Origin of the sequence: Aerococcus sp. HMSC23C02 (assembly GCF_001806805.1) — a bacterium.
Lineage (GTDB): Bacteria > Bacillota > Bacilli > Lactobacillales > Aerococcaceae > Aerococcus > Aerococcus sanguinicola.
On sequence record NZ_KV786040.1, the window covers coordinates 27,602 to 45,112 of the forward strand.

At 51.8% G+C, this 17,511-nt stretch carries 8 protein-coding genes and 1 pseudogene; 5 read left to right on the forward strand and 4 right to left on the reverse strand.

All coding sequences use genetic code 11. The features are described from left to right. Nucleotides 1-32 precede the first annotated feature (32 nt). The 3 genes from HMPREF3090_RS01035 to HMPREF3090_RS01045 all read right to left on the reverse strand — a co-directional run bounded on the left by HMPREF3090_RS01035 (nucleotide 33) and on the right by HMPREF3090_RS01045 (nucleotide 3,932). A complete protein-coding gene (locus HMPREF3090_RS01035) occupies nucleotides 33-1,478 on the reverse strand; it encodes an alpha-amylase (protein ID WP_070485746.1) in 1,446 nt (481 codons plus the stop codon). A 299-nt stretch (nucleotides 1,479-1,777) separates the two neighbouring features. Further along, a complete protein-coding gene (locus tag HMPREF3090_RS01040; RefSeq protein WP_067973417.1) occupies nucleotides 1,778-2,971 on the reverse strand; it encodes a MalY/PatB family protein in 1,194 nt (397 codons plus the stop codon). 88 nt (nucleotides 2,972-3,059) lie between these two features. After that, nucleotides 3,060-3,932 carry a cation diffusion facilitator family transporter gene (locus HMPREF3090_RS01045; protein WP_067973414.1) on the reverse strand — a complete coding sequence of 291 codons (873 nt, stop codon included), beginning with the start codon at nucleotides 3,930-3,932 and terminating at the stop codon, nucleotides 3,060-3,062. A gap of 369 nt (nucleotides 3,933-4,301) precedes the next feature. Here HMPREF3090_RS01045 and HMPREF3090_RS01050 point away from each other — a divergent pair, with 369 nt between their 5' ends. After that, nucleotides 4,302-4,676 carry a MerR family transcriptional regulator gene (locus HMPREF3090_RS01050; protein WP_067973413.1) on the forward strand — a complete coding sequence of 125 codons (375 nt, stop codon included), beginning with the start codon at nucleotides 4,302-4,304 and terminating at the stop codon, nucleotides 4,674-4,676. A 582-nt stretch (nucleotides 4,677-5,258) separates the two neighbouring features. Here HMPREF3090_RS01050 and pgeF read toward each other — a convergent pair. Continuing rightward, a complete protein-coding gene (pgeF, locus tag HMPREF3090_RS01055; protein WP_067973409.1) occupies nucleotides 5,259-6,020 on the reverse strand; it encodes a peptidoglycan editing factor PgeF in 762 nt (253 codons plus the stop codon). A gap of 77 nt (nucleotides 6,021-6,097) precedes the next feature. On the opposite strand from pgeF, the gene HMPREF3090_RS01060 reads away from it, so the two are divergent. The 4 genes and pseudogenes from HMPREF3090_RS01060 to HMPREF3090_RS01075 form a co-directional block, all read left to right on the forward strand. Then, the gene (locus HMPREF3090_RS01060; RefSeq protein WP_067973407.1) at nucleotides 6,098-6,673 is read left to right on the forward strand and encodes an AI-2E family transporter; all 576 of its coding nucleotides are present in this window, start codon (nucleotides 6,098-6,100) and stop codon (nucleotides 6,671-6,673) included. A gap of 16 nt (nucleotides 6,674-6,689) precedes the next feature. After that, complete coding sequence (locus HMPREF3090_RS01065; protein ID WP_067973404.1) at nucleotides 6,690-9,611, forward strand: insulinase family protein; 2,922 nt, start codon at nucleotides 6,690-6,692, stop codon at nucleotides 9,609-9,611. Between the two features lie 506 nt (nucleotides 9,612-10,117). Then, nucleotides 10,118-13,933, forward strand: a complete 3,816-nt coding sequence (locus HMPREF3090_RS10000; RefSeq protein ID WP_168140241.1) for a YSIRK-type signal peptide-containing protein — start codon at nucleotides 10,118-10,120, stop codon at nucleotides 13,931-13,933. Further along, nucleotides 13,920-17,511 (forward strand): annotated as a pseudogene (locus tag HMPREF3090_RS01075) (hypothetical protein); the annotation flags it as partial. The gene HMPREF3090_RS10000 and the pseudogene HMPREF3090_RS01075, both read left to right, overlap by 14 nt.

Sequence of the window (17,511 nt, forward strand, 5' to 3'; positions counted from 1 at the left end):
TGCTCCAGAGATCCACTTCTACCCGCGCTCCCTCACACCCTTGTCCACACAGAGACTCCTCCTGCTGGGCAGGTGAAGTGGCCGTAGCCGTCGTCGTTGATGGTGATGGTGTCTTGGCTCTTGCCGAGGGCGTCTTGCCATTCTTGGCCAGCGTGGGCTTGGCCGACGTACATGTCTTTGAAGCCGGCTTCGCCGTTGGACATGAGGAGGGCGAGGCCGTCGGGGTGGTCGTCGTCGCCTTCGCGTGTGAAGCCGACGCAGTTGGGGTGGTCGAAGTAGTTGTTTTGCTTGCCGTAAGCTTGTTTTTGTCTGAGGTCCAGGAGTTTGTCGAGGAGCTCTTGTTTGCCAGGGATGGGCTTGTCACCGCCAATGCCGTAGTAGTCGCCGTAGAAGACGCAGGGCAGGCCGTCTTGGTGGAGGAGGATAAGGGCGTAGGCGAGGGGTTTGAACCAGTCTTGGACCCAGGATTCCAGAGATTGGCCAGGTTGGGAGTCATGGTTGTCAACGAAGGGGATGGCCAGGGTTGGGTTCTTCTGGAGTAGGGTATCGTCGAGCAGGCTGGACATGTCGAAGCCATCCACCGCTTCGGAAGCCGCCTTGAAGTTTTGGTGGAGCTTGACGTCGAAGAGGTCGATGTCGAAGCTGGTTTCGTTCATATAATTTTCCAGGCTGGCGTAGTCCCCCTTCCAGTATTCCCCGATCAGGTAGAAGTCAGGATCAGCTTCCAGAAGCTTGGCCGCCAGTTCTTCGATGAAGTCGGCGTTGATATGTTTGAGGGCATCGAGTCGGAAGCCGTTCAGGCCGGTCTCTTGGACATACCACTTGGCCCAATTTTCCACTTCTTTGACCACATCGGGATGGCGGTAGTCGATATCGGCGAACATCAGGTAGTCAAAGTTCCCCTTCTCATTATCCACCTCATCATTATCCGCCCAGCCCTTGTTAAGCCCCTTAATCATAAAAATTCCCTTGCTGTCGGTTGCCTGGTCATAGTCGACACCGGAAAAATGGGTCCAATTCCACTTGAAAGCGCTATAAGTATCCCCGCGCCCAGGGAAGGTAAACTTGGTCCAGCCTTCGATCTCATGGGCGTCGGAAATGATCTCCTGGCGGTTGTCCGGGTTCACTTCATAGGCTTCGAATCGCTCAGACTCATCCGCCCCGGCCTTGTGGTTGAGCACGACATCGCCGAGGACGGAGATGCCCGCTTCTTGCAGGGCTTGGATGGCCTTCATATACTCGTCCTTGGTCCCATACTTGGTGCGCTGGGACCCTTTTTGGTCGAACTCGCCCAGGTCATAGAGGTCATAAACCCCATAGCCCACGTCATTGGTGCCCGTTCCCTTGGTCGCTGGGGGCAGCCAAATATGGGAAAAGCCCTTGTCAGCAAGGTGTTGGGCGTCTTTTACCACCCGCTGCCAGTGCTTGCCATCATCCGCAAGCTCCCACTCAAAATACTGAATCATCGTTCCGTTCATGGTCTTTTCTCCTTTACTGAATCCTATTATCTGCACCTTAATTATACCCAATAGTCTGAGAAAATACTTAGAAAGCGCCTAGGGGGGCGGTCGGTCTGCCTTTGAACGGTGTTGTGGAACTAACATGAGAAAATTAAAAAGAAGAGTTATTTTATTACATTGCATATGTGAGCATCCGTTCCGCTTTTGAATTTGATCGTTGAATAGTAATTTTTGAATTTCTGCTTAAGTGAAAATAATTTTAGAATCCAAAAAAACCAGAAGCCCTCGCTTGAAGGGACTTCTGGTTTTCTTCTGTGTTATTGGTCGAGTAAGCGGCGGCTTTCTTTGATTAGAGCGTCGGCGGCTTTTTCGATATTGTCAGGGATGGTGGCTAGGTTGAGGCGGATGTAGTCGCCAAAGCTGGCACCGAACCAATTGCCGTAATCCACGGCTAGGCCACAGCGGTCTTGGATGAAGCTTTCCATGTCGATTTGGTCTTGGACGAAGGGGAGCTCGACGAACATGAGATAGGTCCCTTCCAGGTCGGTGACCTTGGCTTCAGGGAGTTCTTGGGCCAGGTGGTCTTTGAGATAAGTATAGTTGCTGTAGATGGTGGCCTTGAAGCCTTCCAACCAGTCGGCACCATCCCGGTAGGCAGCTTCTGTCGCAATGAGCCCCATCATGCTGTTCTCGGTGAGGTTCAAGCGGTCCACCACCTGATCGTACTGGGCCCGCAGTTGGTCATCGGGAATCATGACCTGGGATTGGAGGAGGGTCGCCATGTTGAAGGTCTTAGAGGCCGCGTTGACTGCTACGATCCGGTCCCGGTACTTGCCACCCGCCACATTGAGGGCGGGGATCTGAGGGCGGCCGCTGAAGTTGAAGTCTTGGTGGATCTCGTCAGACACAATCAAGACACCATGCTTCTCACAGATAGCGAAAAGCTTGTCCATCTCTTCTTCGGTCCACACCCGGCCCGCTGGATTATGGGGGGAGCAGTGGATATAGAGCTTGGCTTGGCCGTCGATAATGGCTTGCTCGAAGGCCGCATAGTTGATTTCAAAATGATTGTCGACGGACTTGAGGTCGCAGGTGATCAAACGCCGGCCGGTATCCCGAGCCGCATTATGGAAGGGATAGTAGACTGGCGTCTGGATGATGATGCTGTCGCCTGGTTCGGTATAGGCATAGACGAAGTAGTAGAGGGCTTGGACCACACCGGTGGTAAAACGGATCCAGTCTTTTTCTAAGTGGAGGTCGAAGTGATCGGCCATCCAGCTGAAGAAGGCCTCGTAGTAGTCATCGCTCACAAAGGTGTAGCCGAAGACACCGTGGTCGATCTTATCGTGGAGGGCTTGACGGACGCTGTCGGGTGTCTTGAACTCCGCGTCAGCGACCCAGAGTGGGAGCAGCTTTGCATCACCGAAGCGTTCTTCTAAGAGGTCCCACTTGAGCGACTGGGTGTTCTGACGCTCAACGGCATAGTTTTTGATGAATGTTTCTTTATCCATGGTATCATCCTTTCTGGTTAACACAGACAAGCGAGCAGGCGCGAGGTCTTATCTTATTAGTATTCTACCACAGATTAAGCGCTGTCTCTTATAAATCGGGTTCGACATGGACATCGACTTGTTGGATGGCGAAGGCGTCGGCTAGGACATGTTCCACCTTTTCCGTGATGTCGTGGCCTTCCTTGACGGAGAGGGAGGGGTCGACCAGGATGGTGACGTCGATGTAGACGTTGGCTCCGTAGCGGCGGGCGGCGATGTGGCGGACGCTGTGGACATCGGGGATGGCGGCGATTTCTTCCTCGTAGGTCTCGATCAGGTCAACGGGGAAACCGTCCGTCAATTGGAAGGTGGAGTCGACGAAGATATCGAAGCCTGTCTTCAGGATAATGAGGCCGATCACCAAGGCCATGACCCCGTCCAGCCAGGGCAGGCCGAACTGGCTGGTGAGGGCGGTGAAGGCCGTCATGAAGGAGGTGAGGGCGTCGGTGAGATTGTCCTTGGAAGAGGCGAGGAGGGCCTGGCTCTCAAGCTGCTTGGCCAGGCGCTTGTTGTAGAGGTAGACCCCCAGCATGACCAGTCCCGAGACCAAGGCCACACCGATAGTGAGGGGGTCTGGGGTCACAGGCTCATAGTGGAAGAAATTCTGCAGGCTGTTCAGGGTTACTTCTAGGCCGATATAGAGAATCAGGAAGCTCATGGCCAGGGTGGCGATAGATTCCGCCTTCCAGTGGCCGTAGCGGTGGTCGCTGTCCGCTGGCTTGCGCGAGAAACGCAGGCCGATAAACATGAAGACCGCATTGATAGTATCCGATAGGTTGTTCATCCCATCCGCCGTCAGCGCACTGGACCGGAAGAAATAACCTCCCAGTAACTTGGCCGTGGCAATGATGAGATAGCTGGCGATACTGAGCCAGGTGGCCCGCTCAGCACGTTTGACTTGTTCATAAGATTGTTCAGGCATGGTGTCAACTCCTCTTAGCTTAATAGACCTAGTATAGCAAATTTTCAAGCCAGAATCCTTGAAAGGTCGGGATTTGGACCGCCTAAACTTGAACTTTACTGGAGCCTTTGAAGGTCTTTTAAGGGCACAGAAGCTTGTGAAAAAATTGAAGCTAAGAAGATGAATTCGGTTTCTTGTCGTAGAGCCTGACTGAGAATTTAGTAGACCGGGTTCAAATCCAGATACAAAAAAGGTACTCGACAAGAAAGTGCAAGCCTTTTATTACTTGCCTGATTTTGCTTGTTTTGGGAAGATTTTGGCTTGCAGAAAGATGTAAAATAATATAACATGATGTCAGATTATAGAATTGAAAGGATAGGGGGATTTATCATGTCAGAAAAAGAGTTGCGGCGGTCGATGGCGGTCTTTCCCATTGGAACGGTGATGAAACTGACCGATCTCACAGCCCGGCAGATTCGTTATTATGAGGAGAAGCACCTGATTACACCTCAACGGTCGGAGACGAACCGGCGGATGTATTCCCTCAACGATGTGGACCGCCTGCTCGAGATTAAGGATTATATTGCGGAAGGGCGGAGCGTCAACTCCATCTACCAGATCTTCCACAAGCAAAAAAACGCACCGAAAAAAGAAGAAAAGTCCACCAAGCAGCTGACGGACGAAGATGTCCGGGAGATTCTCTACAACGAATTCATCAAGGCTGGCGGCTTCCGCCAAGGCGACCCACGCCAGCGGAAGATGTAGGTTGGCAGCAAGTAGAGAGTCGCCAACTTTCGAATAGAGCTCCGGTCCGCAAGTCGGGCGGTGCCAACTTTCAAATGGGGTCGCCGTTAGCAAGTCGGTTCGCGGCAACTCGCAAATGAGACTCTGATTAGCAAGTCGGGTCGCGTCAACTTTCAAATGGGGCTCCGGTTCACAAGTCGGGTCGTGCCAACTTTCAAATGGGGTCGCCGTTAGCAAGTAGGCTCGCACCAACTCGCAAACAGAGCCAGCATTCGCAAGCCGCCCGCTCCCGCATCATAATGAAAACAAGCTAGCAAGGCCCTTGCTAGCTTGTTGACCCTTATTTTATGTTTTTTACCATAGATTGTGCATATTTTACTTGGACTCGGCTTGGGAAGCCACATTCAGGACCCCTGAGTGTGGGTTGAACTCTGTCAACCCACACTCCCGATCTTTAATTGAGGATTGTTTGTTGCTAATCCACACTCCCGGGGTCTGATTGTGGCTAGGTCGCTGTCAATCCACACTCCCAATCTTTAATTGAGGGTTGTTTGCTGTTAACCCACACTCTTGGTGTTTGATTGTGGGTTGAGCACCATCCCCTCACACCCTTACAATCACATGCCCATGCCGATAACTTGTCTGATTTTGGCGGTAGGAGAAGCTGTCGGGGTTTTGGTAGGTGCAGTGGTGGTGGATGTGGATGTTTGCTGCTGGGATGCCGCTGAGTTGGCATTGTTTGGCGACGACGGCTTGGTTGTCGATGTGCCAGCGCTGGCTGGTCTCGCGGTAGCTAATGGCGTCGTCGGCGTAACCGAGGGCTTGGAAGGCCTGGTAGGCGTCGGCTTGAACTTCGAATTTTTCTTGGGAGAGGGCGGGGCCGATGTGGACCTGGACTTGGTCGATGGCGACTTGGGGATGGGCTTCCTTGATCTGGTCAAAAGCTTTGCGGCTGATTTCTTGGACGGTGCCCCGCCAACCGGAATGGATGGCACCGACCAGGCCTGAAGCTTCTTCATAGAAGAGGACGGGGACGCAGTCGGCGGTCAAGATGCCTAGAATGACTCCCTTGTCAAAAGTATAGAGTCCGTCGCAGTCAGCGATGCCGGTCTCAGCTGACCGGGCGCCCCGGCCAATATCTTCTCGGCCCACTTGGTAACAATGGGCGCTGTGGGTTTGCTGGGGCATGACCAGCTTGTCCAGACTCAGGCCGTATGCCTCAAGGGCGGCCTGGCGGTTGGCGATGACCCCAGCTTGGTCTTTAGCCTGGCGGAGGCCGAAGTTGCCTTCTTCGGGCTGGTCAACCTGGCGCAGGCTGGTCAATGCAATGATCGAATCTGGGCTTGGATAGCGGAAAGTTGTCATAAGTGACCCTCCTTTTTTAGCTTAATCTTAGCCGCTAAATCGCAAAAAAACAAGTTTACTAGTCTAAAGGAGAAATGATGAATATTTATTTTAACCATAATTTTAACGCAGACCCGAGCCAGGAAGCGCAGACGACGAACTTCTGGGGTCAGGTCTTGAAGCGGACCTTCAAGAATATCTGGGTCTTTGCCTGGGCCCAAGTCAAACTCCTGGTCCTGGTCTTTGTGATTCTCGGCTTCGGCCTCCACTTTCTAGGGATTCCCTGGGCCTGGCTCTTGGCTCTCGTGATTGCCCTCCTCGACGCCCTGCCTGTGATTGGGTCCGGGATTGTCTTCGTCCCCTGGATCCTCTACCAATGGTTCTTAGGGGATACGAGCCTGGGCTTCTGGCTGCTCGGCCTCTACCTGGTCGTGGCCCTCTTGAAGCAGGCCCTCGAACCCTTCTTTTTGGGCCGGGACTTGGCCTTGCCGGTCTGGGTAACCCTTCTCGTAACCATTATCTGTACCCTGGTCTTTAATGTCATGGGGATCGTGGTCTCCGCCCTGGTTATCCCCTTCCTCTCCGCCTACCGCCAAGTGCGCCGGGACTTCCAAGACCAAAAGCGGGACCAGAAGAAAGAAATTGACGCTGAATTTACGGAAATTAATGATTAAGTAAGGATGTGATCCGATGTCAAATGAACAAATCGCAGGTTTTCACCTGGTTGACCAATTTCAAGCGCCGGACGCCAACAGTCTGGCTTTTGTCTATGAACATGACCAATCCGGGGGCCGCGTGCTCTGGCTGAAGAATGAGGACCAGAACCGGGCCTTTGGGATTGGCTTTATCACCCCACCGGAGGATTCGCGGGGGGCGGCCCATATTGTGGAACACGCTGTTCTCGCGGGCTCGCGCAAGTACCCGGTCAAGGACCCCTTCATGTTCATGCTCAAGACCTCGATGAACACCTTCCTCAACGCCATGACCTTCTCCGATATGACCCTCTACCCCGTGGCTTCCATGAATGAGGAGGACTTCCACCACCTGATGGACGTCTACCTGGATGCCGTCTTCTTCCCTCGGATGTTAAAAGAACGCCGGGTCTTCGAACAGGAGGGCTGGCACCTGGACCTGGACGAGGAGACGGGGCAATTGACCTATAACGGTGTGGTCTATAACGAGATGCGCGGGGTCTATTCCTCACCCGACCGGACCGTGATCCAGGATATCGACCGCTACCTCCACCCCGATTCGACCTATGCCCAAGATTCAGGCGGCTATCCCTACCAGATTCCTGACCTGACTTATGAGGATTTCTGTGCCTTCCACCAGGCCCACTACCGGCCCGACAATGCCTTGGCCTTCCTCTACGGCGACCTGGACATTGAACGCGCCCTGGCCCAGATCGATGGCGACTACTTCAGCCACTTCCAGGCTGGAAAAGGGCTATCCAGCCTCCAAACGCCCGCTCCCAGCCAAGAAGACCGGCGCTATACCGCCTACTATGATGGGGGCAAGGGTGACGACCGGTCCACGGATTCCTATCTGAGCTACAGCCTGCCTTTTGGCCAAGCGACTTGCCGAGAGGACCAGTATCTGCTGAGCCTATTGGCAGATAGCCTAGTCAACGCGGAATCCAGTCCGGTCCGCCAAGCGATTCTGGAGGCTGGTCTGGCTGAAGATGTCTCGGTCTACGGGGGCTCTGGCTACTACCTGGACTTCACCATTGTCTTGGAGCGCTTCGATGCTGACCGGGTGGATGAAGCGGTGGCCCTAATCCAAGAGGTCCTCCGCCAAGCGGTTGCGGAGGGCATCGACACCAAACTCCTAGAAGCCGTGATCAAGCGGACGGAATTCGCCTTGCGCGAGGCTGGGGGCGCCAACCGCGGCGTGACCAAGTTCATCCAGTGCATGAGTGCCTGGCGCTATGGGATCTCCCTGGACGAGGCCTTGAACTATAGCGAGAGCTTCCAGGCCTTCCGCGACAAGCTAGGAACGGGCTACTACGAAGCCGTAGTCAAGGACCGCTTACTCGGTGCAAAAGGCCGGCAGATCCTGGTCCATGAACCCGAACTGGGCCGACACCAGGCCATGGACCAGGCCCTGTCCCAAGAGCTCGCTGACAAGGCAGAAGCCATGACGGCAGAAGAAATCGACCAAGTCAAAGCCGCCAATGCCTCCCTCAGATCCTACCAACAGACCCCCGACAGTCCCGAAGCCCAGGCGACCCTGCCCCAGCTCGATATCACTGATGTGGACCGGGAAGTGGCCCATATCCCTGAAGAAAAATTAACCCTAGCAGGTGGCCAAGTCTGCCTCTACCACGACCAACCGGCAGCTGGGATCCGCTATGTCCAGCTGGCCTTCCCACTGGACCAAGTGGCCTTTGAGGACTTGGCGACCCTCTCGGACCTCCTGACCTTCCTGGGCAGCGTGTCGACCGAAGCACACGCCTACGCCGACCTGGACACGGCCATCCTGACCTATGCCAATGGCTTGAACTTCCAGGCCAAGCTCTACCGCGACAGCGACCAGCCCGACCGTTACCAGGCCAAGCTCCTGGTCTCCTTCGCGGCTCTGGGCCAGGATAGCCGCCAAGCCCTAGCCCTGGTGGAAGAAATCCTGACCGCCAGCCGCTTCGATGAGAAGGCGCGGATCCTGAACCTTCTCCAGCGGATCAAGGCTGACTTAGAGGATGCCTTAGAAAGTAGCGGCCACAGCTCTGCCCTCACCCGGCTCCAGGCCATGTCGGTAGAGACAGCCCGGATAGCGGAAGAATTAGAGGGGATCGCCTACTACGACCATGTCTGCGCTCTCCTGGCTGATTTCGATAAGGTTTTCGATGACTATAGCCAAGCCCTGTCCGACCTCCAAGCCAAGCTCTGGTCCAGCCAAGGCGTCACCGTCAGTCTGACAGCGGAAGCGGCGGACCAGGCGGAACTGGTCGAAGAAGTCCAAACCTTCCTGGCTCAGCTCCCAAGCGAAAAAGCTCCTGCCCAAGACTTGATCGTGCCCCTCAGTGGGACCAAGCAAGAGGGCATTCGGACCAATGGCAATGTCCAGTATGTGGTCCAAGGCGGCCACCTAGAGCCTGAAAGCTTCCACTACCAAGGTTCCGCCGTAGTCCTGGCTCACTTCTTGAGCCACGCCTTCCTCCACGAACAAATCCGTGAACAAGGGGGCGCTTACGGGGCCGGCTTCATCCTGAGCCCAGCTGGGGATATTGCGGCTTATTCCTACCGCGACCCCCATCTCGACCGGACCCTAGCCGTCTACAGCCAGATTGCGGACTTTATCCGCCAGCTGGACCTAGACCAAGCGACCATTGACCAATTCATCATCGGGGCCATGACTGCCTTCCACTTCCCCATCGTCCCCCAAGCCGTCAACGGCCTGGCCCTCCGCCGCCACTTCAAGGGCGAGACCGAAGACCGGATCAACCAGCGCCTCCAGGAAGCCCTGGACACCAAGCTGGAGGATTTCAAGGCTTATGCGGATGAAATCGAACAGGCCTTTAGCCAGCAGGGCCTGGTGGTTATCGGCAACCAAGACAAAATTGGTGCCGCTTCAGAGCGCTTTAGCGACCAACGTGACTTGAAGCAAAGAAAATAAGTATGAGTAAAAGAGCTCCAGGTCCATCTCCCCTAACGAAATTTATAGGTTTTGTTAGGGGATTTTTTGTATTTTACGGTAACAGCAGATGGATAAAATTAACTTATTAATTTATAATATAAGAATTAAATAATCGATTTGAACACAATTTGTATTTTTTGTTTTTTTGTCTATTAAATCCTATTGCGATCAAATAAATTAAAACTCATTTAATAGGAAAGAAGTGAACTAAAAATCAATAATTATTTGTAATAATTATCGATATAATAACTTAGAACGCCTCTAATATATATAAAGAGAGCGTAACGATTGTATAAAATAAAGTACAAAGCATAAAAATAATTTATTATAAAAAATCAAGGAAAAAGCCTTGTGAATAAATGGTTTTAAACAAAAATGTTCAAAAAATAAAAAGTACAAAATAAATTTTTTATTTATTTTCTGAAACATTATGAAGTATGATTAACTACGACGTACACGAATGTGTTTTTGCCGGGAGGTTTTTTATGTTAGGGAAAAATAATATAAAATTAAGAAGAGAGAAGATGAGTAACAAGTTCTACCGTTACTCCATCAAGCGCTTGAATATCGGCGTGGCCTCAGTGGCTGTGGCAGCGGGCTTATTGTTCGCCAACCAGGCCGTGAGCGTGCAGGCGGATGAAATTAGCGCAGCTGACGCAGTGGACCGGGTGGAAGCCCCAGCCGATGCGGCCAGTCAACCAGAAGCAGAGCCAGTAGCTGAACCAGCCCCAGCGGCTGAAGTCGCTCCAGCAGCAGAAGAAACACCTGTTGAGGAAGCGCCAGCTAAGGCGGAAGAAGAAGTAAAAGCGCCAGCAGCAGAAGACAAGGCTCAAGCCCCAGCTGAAGCTGATCAGGCTAAAGAAAACAAAGCAGAAAAAGCAACTGGCACTGTGTCACCAGAAGTGGGTGAATTTTCAGACAAATACAAAAAAGAAACAGCTAACAGCCAAGCAGGCAACTATGCAGCGGCTGAAGGTGCTGAAATTCCAGGCGCTTCTGCGGAAGCTGCCCGTGATGCAGGCCTCGACCGTTTAGCTAAGAGAATCTTAGGGGCAGCTAACCCTCAAGAAGCTCTTAGAACAGAACTAAAGGACATCTATACCGACGAAGAGATTGAAGGCATCGTTAAGAACGTTGATTTATCTAAAGTCAGCAACGGCCGCCAGTTGATGGAAGAAGTCTCCAAGGCCGGCGTTCAATACGCAGGCGACAAACGCCGCACGGGCTTTGCCTTCTATGCCGCAGACCCGACTGCTAGCGATATTCCAGATAGAGTTAGAGTAGATGATGGAGCCCCTGTTGCTCTTGGTAATCCCACAAAACCAATCAGCCAGAATGGTCAAGGGGTTGTTCATGGTTCAGGTGGGGTACCTGCTCGTTATATACTAAAAGCAACACCAGATAAACTTAATAATCAGGTTAATTTCGAACTGATTTACCGTCTTGATCCTCAAACTGTGTCAGCTCTTGGTGGGTCTGTTAACCATCAATCTCGTTTTGGGATTGAATTAGGTAGCGGCTACAATTATAACCCTAACACTGGTGTTCAAGCCCGTGTTGAAGTAGAGGGTAATAAGAAGCGTAACCCACTGAATGTCACTATGAAAGCTGGAGCAGCAACTGGATATCATGGCTTATCAATGGGAAATGATTACTCTCTAAGTAATTTTGATGTTGGAAAAGGCTATCCGCTTGTTTACAAGTTCTCTGTTCCTGTTAAGAATTGGAATGATAACTTAGAATATAAAGCGACTATCGGGATGTTTAACCAATCTTCTGGATCCACTCCTGGCTTAACTGACCCTGTTAACCGAGCTAACTATTTCTACAATGATGCTGTAAAACGTGGTGACTTGAATCCAAAAGCACATTTAGGAACGCGTGAAGAAGTTGAGAGAATTCCAGTTAAATTCCAAAGTAAGTATAAGACAACCACAGAACTTCCTGTTGGCTCAACAAAAGAAATTCGACGAGGCGAAGAAGGGGTTAATAAAGTTACTAGAACCATTCGTACTTACAAAGGCGTTGATATGGGGGAAATTAATACTCGAACAGAGGTCGAAAAAGCCCCAGTTGATGCTGAGTTCTTAATTGGGGTTGGCCTGCCTGAAGGTCAAAAAGAACCTTTACTGCCCCCAGTAGTTGATCCGCGCTTGTCTGGAGATACTACGGTTAGTGGTGTGTCTGAACCAAATAAGAATATAAGAGTGACGATTGGTGATAAATATTATATAACACATACTGATAATCAAGGTAATTTTACAATAACAGGTGTTCCTCCATTAAATGAAGGAGAGACAATCTCAGCTGTCGCATGGGACTCTAACCGGACTAGTCTACCAGGCAAGACCATCGTTCCTCGTGACGGTCGGGCGCCTCAAATTTCTACCCAACGCGGTGAAAAAGATGGTCGCCCAGGGACTAAGGTAACCGTAACGGATCCTGTAACTGGTAGAGTTCTTAACGAAACCTTTGTTTATGATGGCCAACAAGGTCCTCAAGGCCCACAAGGTGTCGCTGGTCCAAAAGGCGAACAAGGCGCTAAGGGAGAAACTGGTGCCCGTGGTCCCCAAGGTGAACGTGGTCTTCAAGGTGAAACTGGCGCTCAAGGACCAAAAGGTGACAAGGGAGAGACCGGCGCCCAAGGACCAAAAGGCGAACAAGGTATCGCTGGTCCTCAAGGCCCACAAGGTGAGAAAGGCGATCCAGGCGTAGCCGGACCACAAGGCGCCAAGGGTGAAAAGGGCGAAGACGGTAAGACTTACGTTCCAGTCGTTGACCGCGATGAAGCTAAGAAAGAAACTACCATTAAGTTCTACCCAGCAAATCCAGACGGTTCTGCTGACACCACTAAAAACCCTGTCGCAACTGGTGTCGTTAAAGACGGTAAAGACGGCGCTAAGGGTGACAAGGGTGAAACTGGTGCTACCGGCGCAACAGGTGCTCAAGGTGCCAAGGGCGAAGACGGTAAATCTTTCGTTCCGGTTGTAAGCCGCGACGAAGCTAAGAAAGAAACCACCATCAAGTTCTACCCAGCCAATGCAGACGGTTCTGCTGATACCACTAAGAAAGCTGTCGCTGAAGGTGTGGTAAAAGATGGCGAAACCGGTCCTCGAGGCCCACAAGGTGAAGCAGGTCCACAAGGTCCTCAAGGTATTGCTGGTCCAAAAGGCGACAAAGGTGAAACCGGAGCAACCGGCGCCCAAGGTCCAAAAGGCGACAAGGGTGAAACCGGAGCTCAGGGTCCAAAAGGTGATACCGGCGCTCAAGGGCCTAAGGGTGACCAAGGTGCTCCAGGTACCCCAGGTAAGGACGGCCGCGACGGCTTAAGCCCACTGGTTGATGTTCGTCGTAATGACGCTAACGATGGGGTTATCATCACCGTAACGCCACGCCACTACAATGCTCAAGGTCAACCTGAAAACGGGACGCCAACCACTAGCGAAGTCAAAGACGGCGCTCCTGGTACTGACGGCAAGACCTATGTCCCTGTTGTTGAAAAAGGGGCCGATGGTATTACCCATATCAAGTTCTACCCAGCCAAAAAAGATGGCACGCCTGATAAAGACCAACAACCGATCGCAACCGGTCAAGTTAAAGACGGTGAAAAGGGTGACCCAGGTATCCAAGGCCCTCAAGGTGAAAAGGGTGATACCGGTGCTCAAGGCGCCCAAGGTGAGAAGGGTAAAGATGGTGTCGACGGCAAGTCTTACGTTCCAGTTGTTGAACGTGATGAGGCCGGCAAACAAACGACCATCAAGTTCTACCCAGCTAATACCGATGGCACAGCCGACAAGACCCAAAAACCTGTCGCTGAAGGTATCGTAAAAGATGGCGAAAAGGGTGAAACCGGTGCAACTGGCGCTCAAGGTGAAAAGGGTGCGGATGGCAAGTCCTACGTTCCAGTTGTTGAGCGCGATGAGCCTAACAAACAAACGACCATTAAATTCTACCCAGCCAAGGCAGATGGCACAGCCGATAAGGCCCAAAATCCTATTGCAACTGGTGTCGTAAAAGACGGTAAAGACGGTGCTAAGGGCGAAAAAGGTGAAACTGGCGCGACCGGCGCAACAGGTGCTCAAGGGGCCCAAGGCGAAAAAGGCCAAGACGGTGCTAACGGCAAGACTTTTGTCCCAGTTGTAGAGAAGGGCGAAAATGGTGTTACTACCATCAAGTTCTACCCAGCTACCCCAACAGGAGAAGCCGATAAGAGCCAAAAACCTGTCGCAACTGGTGAAGTTAACGACGGCGCAGACGGCAAGACCCCACTGATCGAAACGACCCCGTGTGGACGACGCTGATCCTAAGGAAACTGGTAACCAACCAGGTACTAAAGTCACCATTAAAGATCCAGTCACCAAAGAAGTCCTAAGCGAAAGCTTTGTTAAAGATGGCGTGAAGGGCGACAAGGGTGAGAAAGGTGACCCAGGTCAAAATGGCCGCGACGGTTTAACTCCATTAGTGGATGTTAAACGGAACCCAACTAACGATGGCGTGATCATTACTCTGACCCCACTTTCATATAATGAACAAGGTGAAGTGGTTAATGGTGACCCTGTGACCAGCGAAGTCAAAGACGGCGCCAAGGGTGATCCTGGTAAAGATGGCAAGAGCCCAATCGTTGAAACCGCTCGTGTAGCTGACGCTGATCCAAACATAGAGGGCGACCAACCAGGTGCTAAGGTGACCTTCAAGGACCCAACCACCGGCGCAACTTTAAGCGAAAGTTTCGTTAAAGATGGCGAAAAAGGTGAAAAAGGCGACAAGGGTAAGGATGGACTGACCTATGCGCCAGTTGTTGAAAAAGGCCAAGACGGCATCACCACCATCAAATTCTACCCAGTGGATCCTCAAACGGGTCAACCTGACAAGTCTAAGCAACCATTCGCTGAAGGCCAAGTCAAAGACGGCGCTAAAGGTGAAAAAGGTGACCCAGGTCAAGATGGTAAGACCTATGCGCCAGTTATCACTAAGGGGGAAGACGGCACCACTTCAATCAAGTTCTATCCTGTCAACCCAGAAACTAAGAAACCAGACACGACCCAAGAACCTGTCGCAACTGGTGAAGTTAAGGATGGGAAAAACGGTAAGGACGGCTTAACGCCTAAGGTTGAAACCCGCCGTAACGATACCAACGATGGTGTGATCATCAAGGTGACCCCACAAGTTCGCGACGCCCAAGGTAATGTCGTAGACGGTACCCCAACCGAAACAGAAGTTAAAGACGGCAAGAACGGCGAAAATGGTAAGACTTACGTTCCAGTCGTTGAAAAGGGCGACAATGGCGTAACGACCATTAAGTTCTACCCAGCTAACGCAGAGGGTAAAGCTGATACGACCAAGGACCCAGTAGCCACTGGCCAAGTCCAAGACGGGGCTAAAGGCGACAAGGGTGACCCAGGTATCCAAGGTGAGAAAGGCCTAGACGGCAAGAACGGGACAGACGGTAAGACTTTTGTTCCAGTCGTTGAGAAGGGCAAAGACGGTGTCACCACCATCAAGTTCTACCCAGCTAATGCAGAGGGTCAAGCCGACAAGACCAAAGATCCAGTCGCTACGGGTGAAGTCAAAGATGGGAAGACCCCAATCGTTGAAACCAGCCGTGTAGAAGATGCTGATCCAAGTATTGAAGGGAAACAACCAGGTACTAAGATTGTGGTCAAAGACCCAGAAACCAAGGCTGTTATCAGCGAAAGCTTCGTCACAGACGGTATCGATGGCAAGACCTTTGCGCCAGTGGTTGAAAAGGGTAAAGATGGCGTAACGACCATTAAATTCTACCCAGTAGATCCTAAGACTGGTGAGCCTGATAAGACCCAAAACCCAGTCGCAACTGGTGAAGTCAAGGACGGTAAAGATGGCCTAACGCCTAAGGTTGAAACCCGCCGCAACGATACCAATGACGGTGTGATCATCAAGGTGACCCCACAAGTTCGTGACGCTCAAGGTAATGTTGTTGACGGTACCCCAACTGAAACGGAAGTCAAGGACGGTAAGACCTACGCTCCAGTGATCACTAAGGGCCAAGATGGTGTTTCCACCATCAAGTTCTACCCAGTCGACCCTAAGACCGGCCAAGCTGATCAAACTAAGGACCCAGTCGCAAGCGGCGAAATCAAAGACGGCGCTAAAGGCGACAAGGGTGAAAAAGGTGACCCAGGTGAGAAAGGTCAAGACGGTAAGAACGGCGAAAACGGTAAGACTTTTGCTCCTGTTGTGACTAAGGGCGCAGACGGCACCACCTCCATCAAGTTCTACCCAGTGAATCCAGAAACTGGCAAGGCGGATGAAAGTCAACCAGCTGTTGCTGAAGGCACTGTGAAGGATGGCCAAGACGGCAAGACCTTTACCCCTGTTGTTGAGAAAGGTCAAGACGGTACAACAACGATCAAGTTCTACCCAACCGGTAAAGATGGCCAAGCTGACAAGACCAAAGATCCAGTCGCTTCTGGCGAAGTTAAAGACGGCGCAGACGGCAAGACCTTTGTCCCAGTTGTAGAGAAGGGCGACAATGGTGTTACTACCATTAAGTTCTACCCAGCTGGTAAAGATGGCCAAGCCGACAAGACCAAAGACCCAGTGGCTACTGGCGAAGTCAAAGACGGCAAGAGCCCAGTTGTTGAAACGACCCGCGTAGAAGATGCCGATCCAGCAACTGAAGGTAATCAACCGGGTACCAAGGTCACTGTCAAAGACCCAGAAACTAACAAGGTCATTAGCGAAAGCTTCGTTAAAGACGGCGAAAAGGGTGAAAAAGGCGACAAGGGGACCGATGGGAAGACCCCAGTTGTTGAAACGACCCGCGTAGAAGACGCCGATCCAACAACTGAAGGCAATCAACCAGGCACCAAGGTTACAGTTAAAGACCCAGAAACTAACAAGGTCATCAGCGAAAGCTTTGTCAAAGACGGTAACGACGGTCAGAGCTACGCCCCAGTCGTTAAGAAGGGCGAAGATGGCACAACCTCCATCAAGTTCTACCCAGTCGATCCTAAGACCGGCAAGGCTGATGAAAGTAAGCCAGCTGTTGCAGAAGGAACCGTCAAAGATGGTGTCAACGGTAAGTCCGCTTACACCACAGTTGTTGAAGGACCAAACGCAGCCGGTGAACCAGGCCAATGGATCATCAACTACTTCGACAAGAACGGCGACGGCAAGTTCACTGACGACGAAATTGTTTCCACCCAATTTGTCCGCAACGGTAAAGATGGGAAAGACGGCAAGGACGGTAAGACATTTGCTCCTGTTCTTGAAAAAGGCAAAGATGGTACAACTTCGATTAAGTTCTACCCAGTCAACCCAGAAACTGGTAAGGCTGATACTACGCAACCAGCCGTAGCAGAAGGAACGGTCAAGGATGGCCAAGATGGTAAGACCTTCGCTCCAGTCCTCGAAAAGGGTAAAGACGGCGAAACCACCATCAAGTTCTACCCAGTTAACCCAGAAACTAAACAGCCAGACACGACCCAAGCTCCTGTTGCAGAAGGCAAGGTGAAGGACGGCAAGGACGGTAAAGACGGTCTCAGTCCTAAGATTGAAACACGTCGTAACGATGCTAACGATGGTGTGGTCATCAAGGTGACCCCACAAGTTCGTGATGCTGAAGGTAATGTTGTTGACGGGACGCCAAGTGAAACAGAAGTTAAGGACGGCCAAAACGGCAAGACTTACGCTCCTGTTGTAACGAAGGGCCAAGACGGCACAACTTCGATCAAGTTCTACCCAGTCAATCCAGAAACTGGTAAGGCTGATACTGATCAACCAGCTGTTGCTGAAGGAACAGTTAAAGACGGTGCTGACGGCAAGACCTTCGCCCCAGTTGTTGAGAAGGGTGCAGACGGTACAACCACGATTAAGTTCTACCCAGTAGATCCTAAGA